Source organism: Marinospirillum sp., from assembly GCF_044810985.1.
Taxonomy (GTDB): Bacteria; Pseudomonadota; Gammaproteobacteria; order Pseudomonadales; family Halomonadaceae; genus Marinospirillum.
Genome location: NZ_CP085242.1, coordinates 2,903,340 through 2,920,850, shown reverse-complemented (window position 1 = coordinate 2,920,850; position 17,511 = coordinate 2,903,340). Strand labels below are relative to the sequence as shown.

Here is a 17,511-nt window from a genome sequence, read left to right as displayed (position 1 = left end):
GTTTCTTTTCGCCATCAACTCAAACTGCAGCACGCTGCCGGGTCAGAGTCAGGGCAGCCAGCGAACCGCAACCCAGCAAACCGATAATCAGACTCATGGCCAGCGGTGTACCGTCATGCAGCCAACTGACCAGGCCACTGGCCAGGGCACCCGTACCAAACTGAGTTGCCACGGCAATCCCTGCTGCAGCGCCGGCCTGCTCGGGAAAACGTGACAGGAGGCTGGCCATGCAGTTGGCCCCCAGCACACCCGTCACACTGACAAAGCCCAGCAGGGCCACCACAATCAGGGGCAGGCCTCCCCAGCCACTGACCCCGGCAAACAGCAACAGAAGTCCTGAAACGGCAGCCAGAGCGGCTCCCAGCCATAAAAGACGCTGGGTTCCAAAGCGCCCCACATAACGGGCATTAAGACTGACCAGCAGGATAATGCCACCGATATTCAGGCTGAACAGCCAGGCATAAACCTGCGGAGCCACACCGAAGTATTCGATATAAATAAAAGGAGAAGCCGTGATATAGGCGAACATCCCCGCAAAGGTGAGCGACATGCAAAGGATGTAACCCACGGCCACCGGTTGCAGGAGAATAAGGCCGTAAGCCTTGTAGACAGCCAGAAAGCTGCTGCCTCTGGAACTGCCGTGGTGTGTCTCGGGAATTTTCCAAACACTGAACAGCAGTACCAGCGCGGCAAACACAAAGAGCACCACAAACAAGGACCGCCAGCCGGTCAGCATGATCAGATAGCCTCCCACCAGGGGAGCGATCAAGGTGGCAATCATGGTCACCAGATGCATCAGCGACAGGACTCTGGCCGCCTCATTCAGGGGGAAAAGATCGCGTACGATGGCCCGCGCCAGCACCGAAGCCGCTGCAGCCCCCAGCGCCTGCAGAAAACGCGCGGCTATCAGCCACTCGGCAGAAACGGCCAGAAAACAGGCAATGCTGGCCAATAAATAAAGCGTAATGCCCCCCAGTAGCAGAGGGCGTCGGCCCAGCTTGTCGGACAGAGGGCCGTAAAACAACATGCCAATGAAGAGCCCGATCAGAAAACTGCTGATGGTCAACTGAATATCCGCCTGAGCTGCACCCAGGTCTGCAGCGATCAACGGCAAGCTGGGCAGATACATGTCAATTGACAAGGGCCCGAAAGCCACCAGTGCTGCCAGAAGTACGATCAGTCGATGCGGATTCTTCACCTTGACCATCCTGATTTCTCCTCAGACCCGGCTGGCGCCAGCTGCAAAGTGATCGGTCACCGAGGCCTGGGGGCCGGGCACCTGTTGACCGCTGACCGGAGAAACCGGAAAAATCGCATTGATCTGACCGGTGCCGGAGCTGCCAAAGTAGGGGGTGACCACCTCGGCTTTCTGATCATATTCTGACCAGCCCAGAACGCCCAGCAGCATGGCGGTATCGTGCATAAAGCCTTCACCATGACCCTTGGCGGCATATTCCGGCAGCATTGCGCAGAAATCCGACCATTCCGCGTTTTCCCACATGCGCACAACGCTGTGATCCAGACGCTCCAGGAAAGGGCTCCACACCCGGGTAGCAAAATCCGGGGCCTGACCATTCTGCGCAAAACGGTGAGACAGAGAGCCACTGGCGAGAATTGCCACCGTACCGTCATAGTGCTTTTCAATGGCTTCACGCAAAGCCCAGCCCAGACGTGCACTGTCATTCAGATAATGCGCCATGCACATGGCGGAAATGGAAACCACCTTGAAATGCTGATCTTCATTCATGTAGCGCATGGGCACCAGGGTGCCGTATTCAGGGTCTAGTGAGGTCTGGTCGTGAGCCAGAGTTTCCACGCCCTGAGCAACACACTCAGCCGCAATCAATTGGCCCAGTTCGGGGTTGCCGGAAAACTCAAACTGCATATTGGAGATAAAATGCGGCAACTCATTGCTGGTGTAATTACCCGCAAAGTGAGGGGCGCAATTAATGTGATAGTTGGCGTTCACCAACCAGTGGGTATCAAAAACCACCAGAGTATCCACACCCAGCTCGCGACAACGCCGTCCAATTTCCTTGTGACCATCAATGGCCGCCTGACGAAACCCCTTTTGGGGGCCATCCAGTTCCGACAGATACATGGAAGGTACGTGGGTGATTTTTGCTGCCAAAGCCAGCTTGCCCATAATTGAAACCTCTTTTCTGTTGTTGCTTTCTATCCTGTTACCCAGTCACTGGTCGACTCTGCGACCAGCCATAAAAATGCGCGGATATTGCCAGCAAGGCGGCCAGAAGAATGCCTGCAAAAACCCAACCGGTATGCATGCTCATCAGCCAGGGCACACTTTGGGCGACCAGCGAGCCGATCATCAGTTGGATAAAACCCATCATCCCCGATGCCGTGCCTGCCGCACCCCGACTACTGCTGATGGCAGCAGTCTGGGCATTGGGTTGACTCAAGCCGCGACCCAGAATCATCAGCGCCATGGGCAGGAACAGACCGGCAAAAGTCAACTCCGAGCCGAGATATAACCCCAGCAGCAAACCCGCCCCCAGCAAAGCCAGACCATTACCCGCCAACAGCAGCTGATCCAGACTGAAATACCGGGCCAGGCGTGTGGCCAGAAAACTACCCAGCAAAAAAGCAAAGGAAATGCTCAAAAACCAGGTCCCGAACTGGGCTGAATTACCGCCTAACTGTTCGACCACCAGATAAGGGGAACTGCCGACAAACAGATAAAAGGCGCAGGCCAGAGCTGTGGTGGAAAAAACATAGCCCCGGTAAGCAGCCGAACCCAGGACTCCGGCATAGCTTTTCAGCACCGCCAGAGGACGAATACTGGCGGTGCGTTCTTCACAGGTTTCCGGCAGAAATCTAAGAGCCACCAGCCAGACACTGCCACCCATAGCCACCGACAGATAAAAAATCGAATGCCAGCCGATCCAAAGGTTTAAATAACCACCCAGCGCCGGTGCTATGGCCTGAGCCAGAGCAATCGCCATAACCAGATAACCCATGCGGCCACCGGCACCCTGACGACCATGCACATCCAGCAGAATGGTTCGCGCCAAAGCCATGGCTGTACTGCCACCCAGCGCCTGAAGTATCCGTCCCAGAATCAGCATTTCCACCGAAAATGCCAGGGCCGCGACCAGACTGCCTGCGACATGCAAGCCAAAACCGGCCAGAATCACCGGACGCCGACCGAAGTAATCGCCCAGTTGACCGCTGATCAACTGCCCCAGGGCCAGAGTCAGCAGATACAGCGTGAAAGTCAGCTGAATGGTCGCCCTGTTCGTTCCCAAAGCTTGCGCTGCATCCGGCATCGCCGGTACAAAAGCATTCAGTGCCAGAGGGCTGGCCATGGCAATGAAGATCAGCAATGCAAGCGGTGGCGGGGTTCTCATAAAGCCATCAACCGGGGTTGCGAATCGCCAGTAAACGCAGTTCGGTCATGTCTTCAATGGCATAACGAATGCCTTCACGCCCCAGACCCGAGTCCTTCACACCGCCATAGGGCATGTGATCCACGCGCCAGGAAGGCACATCACCAATGACGACACCGCCAACTTCCAGCTCATCCCAGGCTTTCTGGATCTTGTAGATGTCGCGCGTGAAGATACCGGCCTGAAGACCGAAGTCAGAGTTGTTGACCTCTTTGAGGGCTTCATCAAAATCACTGAAGCTAGACAAGATCGCCACAGGGCCAAAAGCTTCTTGAGTATTCACATCCAGGGAAGGATCGACATTTTCCAGCAAGGTTGCCTGCAACATGGCTCCTTCGCGAGCGCCCCCGGCCAGGAGTTTTGCCCCTTTAGCGGTGGCATCCAGCACCCAGTCATGCAAACGGGTCGCCTCCTTTTCGGAAATCATCGGGCCGATAAAGGTTTTTTCATCTCGGGGATCACCGTGAATCAGACCCCTGACCGCAGTCGTCAACCGCTCACGCACTTCTGAATAATGCTTTTCATGAACCAGAATACGCTGCACGGAAATACAACTCTGACCCGACTGGTAGTAGGCCCCAAAGACAATCCGGGCCACGGCATCATCCAGATCCGTGCCTTCGTCCACCACACAGGCAGCATTGCCACCCAGTTCCAGTACCACAGGTTTTTTGCCTGCTTTGGCCTTGAGCTTCCAGCCGACTTCTGGAGAACCGGTGAAACTCAAGAGTTTCAGACGCTCATCGGTGGTAAAGAGATCCGCACCATCACGATGGCAGGGCAGAATGGAAAAAGCACCCTTGGGCAAATCGGTTTCCGCCAGAATTTCACCAATAATGATGGCACCAATAGGCGTCAGGCTGGCGGGCTTGAGAATAAAAGGGCAGCCTGCAGCGATTGCCGGAGCCACCTTGTGAGCAGCAAGATTCAGTGGAAAGTTAAACGGTGAAATAAAGGAACAGGCACCGATGGGCACCCGCTTCCACATGCCGGTGTAGCCTTCAGCACGCGGGCTGATGTCCATGGGCACCACTTCTCCACTGATACGCACAGCTTCTTCGGCAGCAATACGAAAGGTATCGATCAGGCGAATAACTTCACCACGGGCATCCTTGATAGGCTTACCCGCTTCAATGCACAAAGCCAGGGCCAGCTCTTCGGCTCTTTCTTCAAAGCGTTTTACACAGTGATTGAGAATGGCCTGACGCTTCCAGGCGGGCAGTTTGCGCATGGGTTCGCTGGCTTTTTCGGCTGCAGCGATGGCTTCATCAATAGCCGCAGCATCGGCCAGGGCGACACGGGTGGCCGCTTCACCGGAAAATTTATCATACACAACCAGATCCTGGTTGGGAGTGCGGGCTTCACTGGCCAGATAATATGGATAGGATGCTTGCAGCATGGGAGCTGTGTCTCCAACTGAGGATGAGAGAAAATAAAAGCGGCAGTCACCCTTGAGCGACTACCGTAATGCTAAATACTAGAGAACCGGGAAAACCACGTTGGCCTGACCCGTACCGGAGCTGGGGAAGTATTCGCCAATCACTTCACCCTTGCCGGTGTATTGATCCCAGCCCAGAGCACCAAACAGCATCGCGGTATCATGCATGCCGCCTTCGCCAGAGCAGTAGTTGGCATATTCGGGCAGCATTTTCAGGAAGGTGGCAATTTCACCCTGTTGCCACAACTCCAGCACCCGCAGATCCACCTGACGGTTGAATTCACGGGAGATGGTGAAGGTACCGTTGTTTTCGGCATACAGCTCGTTTTCCCAGATCTTGTGTGACAGGGAGCCGGAGGCCAGCAGCAAAACCTTGCGGTCACTGGCTTCCACGGCTTCACGAATGGCTTCACCCAGTTTGCGGGAATCCTGCAGGTTGTGCACCGTGCACCAGGCGGCAATGGAAACAATCGGCATGTCGCCCGGTTCCATGAAGTGCATGGGAACCAGGGTACCGTATTCCAGATCCAGGGTTTCCACTTGATGCGACAGGGTATGCACGCCCTTTTCCGTGGCCTTGGCCGCAATGGCATCCCCTAACTCAGGATCGCCTTGGTACTCGTAATCCAGATTCTGGATGAAATGAGGGAACTCATGGCTGGTGTAGCAGCCCTTGAAGACCGGGTTGCTGTTGATGTGAAAACCGGCATTAACCAGCCAGTGGGTATCCAGAACAACCACGGTGTCGGCACCCATTTCACGTGCGCGGCGCATGATTTCTTTATGACCGTCAATGGCTTGCTGACGCTTGCCTTGCATTTTGCCTGGCTGTTCGGACAACAGCATGGTGGGAACGTGAGTCACTTTGGCAGTTAGTACGATTTCGCCCATGGTAAGCACCTTCTTCGTTGTTGTTGGTAGGGTGAGGCTGTATTATTTAACATGTTAAGTATCTTTTAATGCTAGTCCAAAGCTCCAGCAGCTGTCAATCCACTCCTGCAAAAGGCTTCCATAAACAGAAAAGTACCAGCAATAAACCATTTATTACCTTTCTGGTTCAATGGATCTCTGTCCATAATTTTATAAGGTTGAAGCAAGCAACCCGCAACGCTCTCCAAGCACAACAACTGACAAAGACACAGAGAGGACCAGCTTCCCATGAAACAAGCCAATCCCATGCTCGACAAACTGCAGGAAATACTCCCTGCCATTCGCGCCAATGCCAACAAGGCCATTGAGCTGCGCAAGGTACCGGATGAAAACATCAAGATGCTCAATGACATCGGAATGAATCGTGCTTTTCTGCCCAAAGCCTATGGCGGGCTGGAAATGAGCCTGCCTGAATTCACCGATTGCATTGCTGCCCTGGCCGGTGCCTGCTGCTCAACCGCCTGGGCTTACAGCCTGCTGTGCACTCACAACCACCAGATGGCGATGTATAACAAAAAAGCCCAGGATGAATTCTGGGGCGAGAACCCGGATGCTGTGGCTTCTTCGAGTATCGCGCCCTTTGGCAAGCATGAAGAAACCGAAGGCGGTATTATCTTCACGGGTGACATGAAATGGAGCTCCGGTGTGGATCATGCTGACTGGATTATTGTCGGCTTCCTGCGCCCCAATGAGTCCGGTGAAAAGGTTTACAGCTTTGCGGTAATTCCACGCAGTGAATTCAGCATCATTGATGACTGGTTCTCTGTGGGCATGCAGGGCAGCGGCACCAAGACCGCTCGTATTGAAGGCGTGTTTGTGCCTGAACACCGCATTCAGGCCGCTGCGGATATGATGGAAGGGCGTCATGCCGGGCGTGATCTCTACCCCGACAGTAAGATTTACCATACACCTTACCGTCCCTACTTTGCCTGTGGCTTTGCCGCCATGAGCTTGGGTGTGGCTGAGCGTATGCTTGACGTTTACCAGGAGCTGACCAAAAACCGGGTACGTGCCTACACAGGTGCTGCCGTGCGTGAATCCATTCCCCCCATCCTGCGTATTGCCGAGTCCTACCAACAGGTGGCCGCTGCCCGTGCCTACCTGGAAAAGACCTGGCAGGAACACAAGGAATACGGTGAGCGTCACGAGTACCCCACCCGTTATGTGCTGGCTCACTGGCGCACCAACCAGGCTTATGCCATCAAGATGTGTGTGGAAGCCGTGAATCGCCTCTGGGCCGTCATGGGTGCTTCCAACTGGTATGAAGACCGTGAAAGCCAGCGTTTGTGGCACGAATCCAACATGACCGCCGCGCACGCCTATACAGACTATGATGTCTGTGCCCAGATTCTGGGACGTGAACTCCTGGGCCTGGAACCCGACCCTTCTCTGCTCTGATCGCAGCTTGACCAGGGGCAAGCATCTGCAGGGGTGCCTGCCCTTTTTTCCTTTTTCCTGCCCATTTCCATTACTTCAGGTGCAGCCATGAGTAACCCAACATCCGAATTTGATCCCAAAGCCTTCCGCCGTGCCCTGGGCAATTTCGCCACCGGCATTACCGTTATCACCGCCACCACACCCGATGGCCAACAAGCAGGGGTAACCGCCAACAGTTTTAACTCTGTTTCTCTGGACCCACCCCTGATTCTCTGGAGCATCGGCAAAAATTCCGGCAGCTGTGCCGTGTTTGAAAAAGCCAGCCACTTTGCCGTCAATATCTTGGCCGCCGACCAGATCGATGTCTCCAACCATTTCGCCCGCCCCAGTGATGATAAGTTTGCTGATGTGGACTACTCCAAGGGATTCGGGGATGCACCCCTGCTTCCGGATACAGCAGCCTGTTTCCAGTGTGAAAGCTATGAAACCCTGGATGGCGGCGATCACTGGATTCTGGTCGGCAAGGTCGTGGCTTTTGAAGACACGGGCCGGGCACCCCTGGTTTATCATCAAGGCAGCTATTCAGTGGTCATGCCTCACTCCCGCTTTCCCAGCAACAAGGAAAAAGAAGAGGATTCAGCAACCACCGAGCGCCTCAAGAATCGACTGAGTGACAATCTCTACTACCTGATGCAGCAGGCCGTACGGGCCTATCAGGCGGATTATGCACCTCTGCAGCTGTCCACAGGGTTGCGCACCAGTGAAGCCCGGATGCTGATTGTATTGCAGGAAACACCCAGCCTGACTCATGCCGGACTGCGTCGTGAAGTCAATATGCCGGAAGTTGAGGTGGACAATGCGGCGGAAATCCTGCAGCGTAAGGGGCTGATACAGTTTGCTGACGATGGCTACAGCATCACTGCAGCCGGTCAGGAGCAGGCAGACACTTTATGGGCCCTGTCCCGCCAGGAGCAGGAAAAAATGTTTGCTGATTTCAGCTCTGAAGAAATTGCCACTTTCAAGAAGGTGCTGCTTTCTCTTTTAAACAAAGAATGAGTTTTGTCTAAACATCTCAAGGCCGATCTGCTGCTGCTACTCACCACCCTGATTGCCGCAGCAGGTTGGATTTTTTCCAAGGAAACTCTCGCTGGCCTCCAGCCCCAGCTCTTCATTGCTCTGCGCTTTACCGGGGCAGGCTTGCTGCTGGCTTTATTCTGTATCCAACCCTTAAGGCAGCTCAACTTCAGGCAACTGACCAGTGCCATCAAGGTCGGCTGCTTTTTTGGTCTGGCGATGATTTTCTGGATTTTGGGTCTGAAGTTTGCCCAGCATGTGGGGGTCGGTGCTTTTCTGGCCAGCCTGGGCATCGTCATCGTACCGCTGCTGAATCGCCTGACCGGGGGAGAAAAACCGCCTGCTCTGGTCTACCTTTCCTTGCCTCTGGTCTTGTCCGGGCTGGCCTTGTTATCCCTGGATCAGGATTTTTATCTGGGTCTGGGTGAAATCAGCTTTTTACTGGCTGCATTCTTTCTGGCGCTGATGTTCATTTACAACAGCCGGGCTGCCGCTTCCATTTCGGCTTTGCCTCTCACCGCCATACAGCTTTTGGTGACCGGCCTGATCACTGGCCTGGTTTCACTGGCAACAGAGGAATGGAGTTTCAATCAGCCCACGGCCATCTGGGGCTGGTTTCTGGCCAGCCTGCTACTGGCAACCAGTCTACGTTTTTTATTACAGACCTGGGCACAAAGCATGGCACCGCCCAGCCACACCGCCATCATCATGACTCTGGAACCCATCTGGACGGCACTTCTTGCCAGCCTCTGGTTTGCAGAAAGCATGAGCCTCTACCAACTGCTGGGCTGCAGCCTGATTTTTTCAGCGGTACTGGTCAACCGCTGGCCCGCCCTGAAAGTCTGGCTTAGGGAAATGGGTTAGAGTTACCTGGGAAAGATTTGGTGGGCCCAGTAGGACTTGAACCTACGACCAATCGATTATGAGTCGACTGCTCTGACCAACTGAGCTATGGGCCCTTAAGGAGGGGGTGCTGCGTGATGCGGGGGAAATCATACCAGAAAGCCTTGAGGGATCAAGGCTTTCTGGGTTTTTGCTACTCGTCCAGGAAGGAACGCAGGGAGTCACAGCGGGAAGGGTGGCGCAGCTTGCGCAGTGCCTTGGCTTCAATCTGACGAATCCGCTCACGCGTGACGTCAAATTGTTTGCCCACTTCTTCCAGGGTGTGATCGGTATTCATGTCGATACCGAAACGCATCCGCAACACCTTGGACTCTCTGGCTGTCAGGCCGGACAGCACACCACGCGTGGCTTCCACCAGGCCTTCACCGGTTGCCGAATCCACGGGGGATTCCAGGTTGGTGTCTTCGATAAAGTCACCCAGGTGGGAGTCTTCATCATCACCAATTGGAGTTTCCATGGAGATGGGTTCCTTGGCGATTTTCAGAACCTTGCGCACCTTGTCTTCCGGCATTTCCAGGCGTTCACCCAGTTCTTCAGGGGAAGGCTCGCGCCCCATTTCCTGAAGCATCTGGCGCTGGACACGATTGATCTTGTTGATGGTTTCAATCATGTGCACCGGAATACGAATGGTTCGGGCCTGATCCGCAATGGAACGGGTAATCGCCTGGCGAATCCACCAGGTAGCATAGGTCGAGAACTTGTAGCCACGGCGGAATTCAAACTTGTCGACGGCCTTCATCAGGCCGATGTTGCCTTCCTGAATCAAATCCAGGAATTGCAGACCGCGGTTGGTGTATTTCTTGGCAATTGAAATAACCAGACGCAGGTTGGCTTCCACCATTTCTTTCTTGGCGCGGCGGCTTTTGGCTTCACCAATGGAAAGACGGCGATTGATTTCCTTCAGGTCGGTGACAGGCAGCCGGAAACTTTCTTCATAAGAACGAATCCGTCTTTGTGCACGCTGAATATCCAGTTTGAAAGGACGCAGTTTTTTGGCGATGGTGTCATCTTTCGCCAGAATCTCGTCAATCCAGGCCGGATCGGCTTCCTGACCGGGAAAGCTGGCAATGAAGTCGGCACGGGGCATTTTGGCTTTGCCCACGCTCAACTTCATAATGCTGCGTTCCTGGCTGCGGATATCGGCAACGGCATCGCGAACGTGGCTGACCAGGCGTTCATAATGCTTGTTGGACAGCTTGAAGGGTGCAAAAAGCTCGCCCAGCAGGTTGAGTTCTTTCTGTGCCTTTTCGCTTTTGAAACCGTGTTTGTCGATAGCTTTGTTGGTCTTGTCCAGCTGCTCGCGCAGGGACGTGAAACGAATACGGGCTTCTTCAGGATCCGGGCCGCTGACGGTGGCTTCTTCTTCATCGTCATCAGAGGAATCCTTGTCACCATCATCATCGCCTGCTTCAGCTTTGGGCTTGGGCGGTGGTGGCGGAGGAGTCGGTTTTGCAGGCGGTACGGCATGTTCAACCGGATCAATGAAACCGGCAAACACATCTGTCAGACGGCCTGTTTCCGCTTCTATGACCAGGTCATAGGAATCAATGATGCTTTGCACTGTGCCCGGCAGATAAGCCAGGGCATGCATGACTTCGCGAATACCTTCTTCAATGCGCTTGGCAATGACGATTTCGCCTTCACGGGTCAGCAATTCCACGGTTCCCATTTCGCGCATATACATGCGCACCGGGTCGGTGGTGCGACCAGCGTCACTTTCTACAGCTGCCAAAGCGGCCACGGCTTCTTCTGCTACTGCCTCGTCGGTGGAATCACCGTCGGTCATCAGCAGGGTTTCCATGTCCGGGGCTTCCTCGCTGACGGGAATGCCCATATCGTTAATCATGCGAATGATGTCTTCTACCTGATCAGGATCGGAGATCTCTTCAGGCAGGTGGTCATTGACTTCCGCGTAGGTCAGGTAACCCTGCTCTTTACCGCGGGCGATCAATTCTTTCAGTCGAGATTGCTGCTGCGCGTTCCCGGACATAGAACCCCTATTTCAGCTATGCAAGAAACGTGGATGAGTTGACAGACATGGTAGCCTGCCGAGTATTAAGCGCGGAATACTAGCACACTGGCAGAACAAAGTCCATTTACCAGTTGCTGGGTGGTAACTGTTTCATAAGCTCAGCCAATTCCTGATGCTCTTCGTGGGTCAGTTCTCTTGCTTCCATGGCATTCAAGAGTTCACGGTAGCGTTGGTCGTGATTTTTTTCGCCCTGTTGTGCCTTTAACCGACTACAGATATCCCGGATTTCCATTTCCACTGCTGACTTGTTCAGTTCCAGCGCCAGCCTTGCTCGCTGCCACAGAGCTTCACCTTCTTCCGTTCCTGTCCAATAGGCTAGCAGTACCTGGGGTGTTGTGCCGGGATTTTTTCGCAGATAATTCAAAACCGGCAAAAAGGTTCTGAGCAGCGGCTCATCCATGCCGGACAGATCCAGGTCTTCGGGCACTTCTCTGGCCAGCTCGGGAAAACGCGCCAGCAAACGAAACAGTTTCTCAATGGGAGAAGTAGTTTGCCCCTGTCGGGCAATGGCCTGCCTGGTGGCTGGCGGCGGCCGGTTCACTGCCTGAGGGGCAGGCTGAGCACTGGGCAGCAGACTGGCTTCTTCAAAACCGGTCAAACGACTCAGGCTGATCAGCAGACGTTTTTTCAACAGCCCTTCGGGTAATCGCTGCAGCTTGGGACGCGCCAGTTCAGCCAGCGTGGTTTGGCCATCAATCTGATTCAAGTCCAACCCTGTGCGCAAATGCCGCAGCAGAAACTCCCCCAAGGGCAAGGCCTGGTTCACTCTCTGCTCAAATAAACCCGCCCCTTCTTTACGCACCAGGGTGTCCGGATCTTCGCCCTGGGGTAAAAACAAGAAACGGGCATGACGGCCATCCACCATCAGCGGCAGGACATTATCCAACGCCCTTTGCGCAGCCTGCTGACCGGCATTGTCACCATCAAAACAAAAGACCACTTCATTAACCAGACGAAAAATCCGTTTCAAATGATCTTCACTGGTGGCTGTGCCCAGAGTCGCCACTGACCAGTGAATACCCTGCTGGGCCAGGGCCACCACATCCATGTAGCCCTCCACCACCAGCAGGCGCTCCAGGCGTCCGCGCTGCTGACGCACTTCATAAAGACCGTAGAGTTCCTGCCCCTTGTGGAAGAGGGGTGTTTCCGGCGAGTTGAGGTACTTGGGCTTGCCGTCATCCAGAACCCGACCACCAAAGGCAATTACTTGCCCCTGGACATTGCGAATCGGAAACATCACCCGGTTGCGAAAACGATCATAAACCCGCCCGGTTTCTTCCTTTTGGGCCAGCAAACCCAGTTCCAGTTGCTGGGCTTCCGTGATTCCGGACTGAGTCAGGTGGTTTTTCAAGGCATCCCAGGCATCGGGCGCGACCCCCAGAGCAAAAGTCTGAATCACCCCTTCACTAAGGCTGCGCTTTTCCTTGAGATAGGTTAAGCCTGCCAGGCCTTCAGGCTGCTGGAGTTGTTTCTGGTAAAAATCACTGGCCAGTTGCATGGCTCGATACTGCTGGGCCTGCATTTCCTTGCGGCGCCGATCTTCCTGCTGGCTGGCTGAACTCTGGATACCTTCTTCACGAGGCACATCCAGACCCTGGGTTCGCGCCAGGGCTTCCACAGCCTCAACAAAATCCAGGTGATCGTGCTCCATGAGAAAACTGAGCGCATTACCGGAGGCTCCGCAACCAAAGCAGTAGTAAAACTGCTTGTCGGAGCTAACACTAAAGGAGGGAGATTTTTCATTGTGAAAAGGACACAGGCCCCAGTAGTCCTTGCCTTTTTTCTTCAGGGTCAAGCGACTGGAGACCACGTCCACAATATCACTGCGGGCCGTCAGGTCATCGATAAACTGTCGGGGAATGCGTCCGGCCATAAAATTCTTAACTCACAATAAAAAGCGGACCTTAAACGTCAGTCTAAGATCCGCTTTAGGCGTTGCCTTGCGTCAAGACAACCTCAGCACACCTGCATCGCAGGGCGTCTGCTTAATACAGACGCTCGAAACGACGCTGTTCGCGCTGAAGTTTTTTCTGATGACGTTTGACAGCAGCAGCTTTTTTGCGCTTGCGCTCAGCCGTGGGTTTTTCATAAAACTCGCGACGACGCACATCAGCCAGTACACCGGCTTTTTCGCAAGAACGCTTGAAGCGGCGCAGTGCTACATCAAACGGCTCATTGTCTTTGACTTTAACAGCAGGCATTAAATCACCGTCCTTAAAAGGTAGGATTGAAGTTTTTCAGTTATTGCTGCTAACAGTGTTGACAGCAAGCACGATAGTTTATCCCCAGAAAGGCAGGAGTGCAAATACTAAGAGGCTTCCTTTATACTGGCGGCCTCAAACTTATTACAGGGCTTGCGGCAAGGTGGTCTGCGCAAGTGTAGCAGGGAAAGCGAAGCGCACTGGTTGAGACCTGGAAGGTCGAACCCAGTGACAAGCAGGCTACCTTGCATAAGCTAGCCCTTTTACTATCTGACTTTAGCGGAATATCTTAATGCTGGTTCTGGGAATTGAAAGCTCCTGCGATGAAACAGGAGTTGCCCTCTATTCAACGCAAGAAGGCCTGCTGGCCGATGCGCTTTTCAGTCAGGTCGAGCTGCATGAAGTCTATGGTGGCGTGGTGCCGGAACTGGCTTCGCGTGATCACCTGCGCCGCTTGACCCCCCTGGTGCGCCAGGTGATGAAGCAGGCCGGGAAGGAGCTGACTGACCTGGAGGCAGTGGCCTATACGGCTGGCCCGGGGCTGATTGGCGCCCTGTTGACTGGTGCCAGTCTGGCTCGCTCTCTTGCCTTTGCGCTGGAGATTCCGGCTCTGGGTGTGCATCACATGGAAGGCCATCTACTGGCTCCCTTGCTGGAAGAGCGGCCGCCCGAGTTTCCCTTCGTCGCCCTGCTGGTTTCCGGGGGTCACACCCAGCTTATTCAGGTGGAAGGCATCGGCGAATACCAGTTGCTGGGCGAATCCCTGGACGATGCTGCCGGCGAAGCCTTTGACAAGACGGCCAAGCTTCTGGATCTGGGTTACCCAGGCGGGCCACGTCTGGCCAAGCTGGCCGAACAGGGTCATTCCGGGCGCTTCAGGTTTCCTCGCCCCATGACCAATCGCCCCGGCCTGGATTTCAGTTTTAGTGGATTAAAGACTCATACCCTGACTTGTGTGCGGGAACTGCAAAGCCAGGGAGAACTGAGTGAGCAGGACCTGGCCGATGTCGCCTGGGCCTTTCAGGATGCAGTCGTGGATACGCTGGTCATCAAATGCAAGCGCGCCCTCAAACAAACCGGTTATCAGCGTCTGGTGATTGCCGGGGGTGTCAGCGCCAATACCGAATTACGCCAACGCCTGGAAAAAACCCTGCAAGGCATGGGGGGTGAGGTTTTCTATCCGGCTCTGCAGTACTGTACCGACAATGGTGCCATGATTGCCCTGGCCGGCGCCTTACGCCTTGCTGCCGGACAAAAGGACGCGGAGCAACCCCCTGCCTTGAGGCCCCGCTGGCCTCTGATGGAACTGCCTTCCATCCAGCCACTCACCACCTCGGGAGCTGCAACCTGTGACTGATTCAGTTTTTATTCATAACCTGAGTTTTCTGGCCAGCATTGGCGTTCTTGATTGGGAAAAAAACATCCAGCAAAAACTGGAGCTGGATGTGGAATTGATGACCGACATTCGCCCGGCAGCAGCCCGCGAAGACTTGAAACTGACCCTGGATTATGCCGCCATCAGCCAACGCCTGATTGCAACTGCTCAGGCGCAACACCACGACTTGCTGGAAACCCTGGTGGAAAAACTGGCACAGCTGCTGCTGGAAGAGTTCAATACTTCCCAGGTTACTCTGACCCTGCGTAAACCCGATGCCGTTCCTTCGGCAACCAGTGTCGGCGTCAGGATCACCCGCCCTTTAAACACTCCTGCTCAGGCCTTGCGAGTATGACCTCTTGCCCAGTTTTTGCCTGGGTCAGCCTGGGCAGTAATCACGATCGTCATTTTCAGATCAGCCGTGCTTTGGATGAGCTGGCAGAGCGTTTTGGCAAGCTGACCCTCAGTGCAGTTTACGAAACCCAGCCTGTGGGCATCAAGGTCAAAGAATGTGCGCCCTTTTACAATTTAATAGCCGGTTTTTACACCTCCCTGTCACCGGGGGAGTTGAACCGGGTTTTCAAGACCATTGAAGGGGATGCCAAATACCTACTGCCGGAGGATAAAAGCATCTATGTGCGTGCCTTGGATCTAGACCTGGTTACTCATGGCGATAAAAGTGGCGTGATTGAAGGTGTGGAATTGCCTTATCGGCAGTTGCTGAAGCATGATTTTGTGCTTTTGCCCCTGGCTGAACTGGTGCCGGATGATCGAGCTCCTGGAACTTCCCGTACTTATGCCCAGCTCTGGCAGGAGCATGCGCATCCCGAGCAGAAGATGCAGCGCGTCAACTTCACCTGGAAAGCCCCGGATTAACTAGTGTGCCTGGTGATGCTGCGCTAATTCTTTTTCCAGCAGTTGCAGGCGTTTTTCTCTCAAGGCCTCACCGACTTGCGGGCCCTTCAAGCCTTGCGCGACCAGATCGGCTGCTTTCAGGTTGCGGCAGCTTTCCAACAAAGTCTGAAGTAAACCCTGCTGCTGGGTTAGCCCCAAAAATTCTAGCAACTTCAAGGTATTAATCGCCAATTCCGGGCGCCGCCAGGCATCCAGCTTTTCCAGCAGAGCCAACACTGCTTGCGGGTCATCAGCCTGTAACCCTGAGTGCTCCTTGGCCCCATGCAGGCTTTCCACTTGCTGCACCACTGACTTGGGTAGCTTCAACTGCGCTAGAAATGCCTGTAAATCCTTTTCAGGGACATCCACCAGCATGACGGCGAGAAGCTCGGCTGGCTGCAGCCCCTTGTGTGCTGCTTGCTGAAGTCTTTCCGGCAACTCCGGGTGGACTCGCCAGAAGCCGGCAAACTCGGGCCAGAGAGCTTCCAGGGCCCCCGCCTGCTCCAGAACAGCAAAGAAAACGCCGGGCTGAGGGGTATACAGCGCTTTTTGCATTTCCAGCCAGACCCTTTCCGGGGTTAAAAAGGCCATTTCTCCCGCCATAACCAGCTTTTGCATCAGATGCCGGGTTTGCTCAGCCACCTGGAAACCCAGATCAGCAAAACGTGCAGCAAAACGTGCGGTGCGTAATACCCGTAAAGGATCTTCGCCAAAAGCAGCGGAAACGGGTTTTAATAATCTTTGTTCCAAATCGGCCTGACCTCCATAGGGATCAATAATCCGACCCGCTTCATCTTCGGCCAGAGCATTAATCGTCAGATCCCGACGTTCCAGGTCTTCTTCCAGAGTAACCGAAGGATCGGCACAGAGAGCAAAACCCTTGTAACCCCGCCCCTGTTTGCGCTCGGTTCGGGCCAGGGCATATTCTTCCTGGGTTTCAGGGTGCAGAAAAACCGGAAAGTCCTTACCGACAGGCCGAAACCCCAGGGCCTGCATCTGTTCGGGAGTCGCCCCTACAACCACCCAGTCCCGATCCTTGATGGGCAAGCCCAGAAGTTTGTCTCGAACGGCCCCGCCAACCAAATAGGTTTGCATTCACTTTCCCCAAAAAAGATTAAATATTTGCTAAGTGCTGCCGAAAATATATCAAACTCGCTAAATGATCGGGATGCAAACCTATCCATCAGGTGCAAATCCAACTAGAATTAATTACGGACACTAAAGGATCTGGAGATAACATGCTTAAAAAAACGCTTTTCACAGGCTGCCTCTTGCTGACCCTGGGCCTTACCGCTGGTTGTGCAACCACCAATCACGAACACCAGCAGGAACGCGAAACAGCAAAAGAGAACAATAACAACAGAGTCATTCCCCATTCTTTCGACCCTGTTGTAATCAGGGTTGAAGGCTTTGGTGCTGGTGGCACTACCGATATCCAGACCAACCAGCAACAACGCAAACTCCTGGCCATGCGCGCTTCCAAAATGGATGCCTACCGGGCCATGGCTGAACGCGTTTACGGTACTCGCATTCAGGGCAACACCACGGTTCAAAACCTGGCCACACGTGATGATAACATCCGTGGCTATGTCGACAATCTGGTTCGTGGTGCCAAGGTGATTTCCACTTCACAGGAAAAAGACGGCACTTACAAAACCCGTATGGAGCTGGTTCTTGAACCCCGCTATCAACACTGCATGGTCAAACCTGAATCCATCGTTGCCGACCCGGCCTGCAGCCAGTACTCTGTTCATGGCGAGCACCCCAGTCAGCGCATGCCCGTGACTCAGTCACAACCCAGAACACGCTATCACCTGAACTAAGTCAGGGCGAATAGGCTCTTAGGGTTAGACTTTCCCGGCGGGAAGTGTCATCTTTGG

16 protein-coding genes and 1 tRNA gene are annotated in these 17,511 nt (G+C 54.3%); 7 read left to right on the top strand and 10 right to left on the bottom strand.

Annotation, left to right across the window (positions count from 1 at the left end; translation table 11 throughout):
- Window positions 1-19: 19 nt before the first annotated feature.
- From LG323_RS13800 to hpaD (LG323_RS13780), 5 genes are all read right to left on the bottom strand, one after another.
- Entirely contained in the window at window positions 20-1,207 is a 1,188-nt protein-coding gene (locus LG323_RS13800; protein WP_404417343.1) for a Bcr/CflA family multidrug efflux MFS transporter, read from the bottom strand.
- 12 nt (window positions 1,208-1,219) lie between these two features.
- Window positions 1,220-2,146 carry a 3,4-dihydroxyphenylacetate 2,3-dioxygenase gene (hpaD, locus tag LG323_RS13795; protein WP_404417341.1) on the bottom strand — a complete coding sequence of 309 codons (927 nt, stop codon included), beginning with the start codon at window positions 2,144-2,146 and terminating at the stop codon, window positions 1,220-1,222.
- 37 nt (window positions 2,147-2,183) lie between these two features.
- Window positions 2,184-3,368 (bottom strand): Bcr/CflA family efflux MFS transporter, encoded by a 1,185-nt coding sequence (locus LG323_RS13790; RefSeq protein WP_404417338.1) that lies wholly within the window; start codon window positions 3,366-3,368, stop codon window positions 2,184-2,186.
- Window positions 3,369-3,375: 7 nt separating this feature from the next.
- Window positions 3,376-4,806: an aldehyde dehydrogenase family protein gene (locus LG323_RS13785; RefSeq protein ID WP_404417335.1), complete on the bottom strand. Its 1,431-nt coding sequence runs from the start codon at window positions 4,804-4,806 to the stop codon at window positions 3,376-3,378.
- Window positions 4,807-4,884: 78 nt separating this feature from the next.
- Window positions 4,885-5,736, bottom strand: coding sequence for a 3,4-dihydroxyphenylacetate 2,3-dioxygenase (gene hpaD / locus LG323_RS13780; protein WP_404417333.1), 852 nt, complete (start codon window positions 5,734-5,736; stop codon window positions 4,885-4,887).
- A 267-nt stretch (window positions 5,737-6,003) separates the two neighbouring features.
- Here hpaD (LG323_RS13780) and LG323_RS13775 point away from each other — a divergent pair, with 267 nt between their 5' ends.
- The 3 genes from LG323_RS13775 to LG323_RS13765 all read left to right on the top strand — a co-directional run bounded on the left by LG323_RS13775 (window position 6,004) and on the right by LG323_RS13765 (window position 9,090).
- On the top strand, window positions 6,004-7,173 hold the full coding sequence (locus LG323_RS13775; protein ID WP_404417330.1) for a p-hydroxyphenylacetate 3-hydroxylase oxygenase component: 1,170 nt from the start codon (window positions 6,004-6,006) through the stop codon (window positions 7,171-7,173).
- A gap of 87 nt (window positions 7,174-7,260) precedes the next feature.
- Window positions 7,261-8,208, top strand: coding sequence for a p-hydroxyphenylacetate 3-hydroxylase reductase component (locus tag LG323_RS13770; protein WP_404417327.1), 948 nt, complete (start codon window positions 7,261-7,263; stop codon window positions 8,206-8,208).
- A gap of 3 nt (window positions 8,209-8,211) precedes the next feature.
- Window positions 8,212-9,090 (top strand): DMT family transporter, encoded by an 879-nt coding sequence (locus LG323_RS13765; RefSeq protein WP_404417324.1) that lies wholly within the window; start codon window positions 8,212-8,214, stop codon window positions 9,088-9,090.
- 18 nt (window positions 9,091-9,108) lie between these two features.
- Here the strand turns inward: LG323_RS13765 and LG323_RS13760 are convergent.
- The 4 genes from LG323_RS13760 to rpsU all read right to left on the bottom strand — a co-directional run bounded on the left by LG323_RS13760 (window position 9,109) and on the right by rpsU (window position 13,362).
- Window positions 9,109-9,185 (bottom strand) — tRNA-Ile (locus tag LG323_RS13760).
- A gap of 77 nt (window positions 9,186-9,262) precedes the next feature.
- Window positions 9,263-11,119, bottom strand: coding sequence for an RNA polymerase sigma factor RpoD (gene rpoD, locus LG323_RS13755; protein ID WP_404417321.1), 1,857 nt, complete (start codon window positions 11,117-11,119; stop codon window positions 9,263-9,265).
- Window positions 11,120-11,225: 106 nt separating this feature from the next.
- On the bottom strand, window positions 11,226-13,034 hold the full coding sequence (gene dnaG / locus LG323_RS13750) for a DNA primase (RefSeq protein ID WP_404417318.1): 1,809 nt from the start codon (window positions 13,032-13,034) through the stop codon (window positions 11,226-11,228).
- Window positions 13,035-13,146: 112 nt separating this feature from the next.
- The gene (rpsU, locus tag LG323_RS13745) at window positions 13,147-13,362 is read right to left on the bottom strand and encodes a 30S ribosomal protein S21 (RefSeq protein ID WP_072325212.1); all 216 of its coding nucleotides are present in this window, start codon (window positions 13,360-13,362) and stop codon (window positions 13,147-13,149) included.
- Between the two features lie 292 nt (window positions 13,363-13,654).
- Between rpsU and tsaD the strand changes: the two genes are divergently transcribed.
- Genes tsaD through folK form a run of 3 tightly spaced genes read left to right on the top strand, consistent with a single transcriptional unit; the run spans window position 13,655 to window position 15,613 of the window.
- The gene (gene tsaD / locus LG323_RS13740) at window positions 13,655-14,719 is read left to right on the top strand and encodes a tRNA (adenosine(37)-N6)-threonylcarbamoyltransferase complex transferase subunit TsaD (protein WP_404417314.1); all 1,065 of its coding nucleotides are present in this window, start codon (window positions 13,655-13,657) and stop codon (window positions 14,717-14,719) included.
- Window positions 14,712-15,092, top strand: a complete 381-nt coding sequence (folB, locus tag LG323_RS13735; RefSeq protein WP_310695003.1) for a dihydroneopterin aldolase — start codon at window positions 14,712-14,714, stop codon at window positions 15,090-15,092. Before tsaD ends, folB begins: the two co-directional genes overlap by 8 nt.
- The gene (folK, locus tag LG323_RS13730; protein ID WP_404417311.1) at window positions 15,089-15,613 is read left to right on the top strand and encodes a 2-amino-4-hydroxy-6-hydroxymethyldihydropteridine diphosphokinase; all 525 of its coding nucleotides are present in this window, start codon (window positions 15,089-15,091) and stop codon (window positions 15,611-15,613) included. The genes folB and folK overlap by 4 nt, the downstream gene beginning before the upstream one ends.
- Here folK and LG323_RS13725 read toward each other — a convergent pair whose 3' ends face one another.
- Window positions 15,614-16,726: a polynucleotide adenylyltransferase gene (locus tag LG323_RS13725; RefSeq protein ID WP_404417308.1), complete on the bottom strand. Its 1,113-nt coding sequence runs from the start codon at window positions 16,724-16,726 to the stop codon at window positions 15,614-15,616.
- 143 nt (window positions 16,727-16,869) lie between these two features.
- Between LG323_RS13725 and LG323_RS13720 the strand changes: the two genes are divergently transcribed.
- Window positions 16,870-17,454, top strand: a complete 585-nt coding sequence (locus tag LG323_RS13720; protein WP_310695008.1) for an LPP20 family lipoprotein — start codon at window positions 16,870-16,872, stop codon at window positions 17,452-17,454.
- Window positions 17,455-17,511 lie beyond the last annotated feature (57 nt).

Bases quoted from the DNA above. Each gene is read 5' to 3' on its own strand.
- LG323_RS13800 (WP_404417343.1), bottom strand. From the start codon at position 1,207: ATGGTCAAGGTGAAGAATCCGCATCGACTGATCGTACTTCTGGCAGCA.
- LG323_RS13725 (WP_404417308.1), bottom strand. From the start codon at position 16,726: ATGCAAACCTATTTGGTTGGCGGGGCCGTTCGAGACAAACTTCTGGGC.
- hpaD (WP_404417333.1), bottom strand. From the start codon at position 5,736: ATGGGCGAAATCGTACTAACTGCCAAAGTGACTCACGTTCCCACCATG.
- rpsU (WP_072325212.1), bottom strand. From the start codon at position 13,362: ATGCCTGCTGTTAAAGTCAAAGACAATGAGCCGTTTGATGTAGCACTG.
- folK (WP_404417311.1), top strand. From the start codon at position 15,089: ATGACCTCTTGCCCAGTTTTTGCCTGGGTCAGCCTGGGCAGTAATCAC.
- tsaD (WP_404417314.1), top strand. From the start codon at position 13,655: ATGCTGGTTCTGGGAATTGAAAGCTCCTGCGATGAAACAGGAGTTGCC.
- LG323_RS13720 (WP_310695008.1), top strand. From the start codon at position 16,870: ATGCTTAAAAAAACGCTTTTCACAGGCTGCCTCTTGCTGACCCTGGGC.
- LG323_RS13775 (WP_404417330.1), top strand. From the start codon at position 6,004: ATGAAACAAGCCAATCCCATGCTCGACAAACTGCAGGAAATACTCCCT.
- dnaG (WP_404417318.1), bottom strand. From the start codon at position 13,034: ATGGCCGGACGCATTCCCCGACAGTTTATCGATGACCTGACGGCCCGC.
- rpoD (WP_404417321.1), bottom strand. From the start codon at position 11,119: ATGTCCGGGAACGCGCAGCAGCAATCTCGACTGAAAGAATTGATCGCC.
- LG323_RS13770 (WP_404417327.1), top strand. From the start codon at position 7,261: ATGAGTAACCCAACATCCGAATTTGATCCCAAAGCCTTCCGCCGTGCC.
- LG323_RS13790 (WP_404417338.1), bottom strand. From the start codon at position 3,368: ATGAGAACCCCGCCACCGCTTGCATTGCTGATCTTCATTGCCATGGCC.
- hpaD (WP_404417341.1), bottom strand. From the start codon at position 2,146: ATGGGCAAGCTGGCTTTGGCAGCAAAAATCACCCACGTACCTTCCATG.
- LG323_RS13785 (WP_404417335.1), bottom strand. From the start codon at position 4,806: ATGCTGCAAGCATCCTATCCATATTATCTGGCCAGTGAAGCCCGCACT.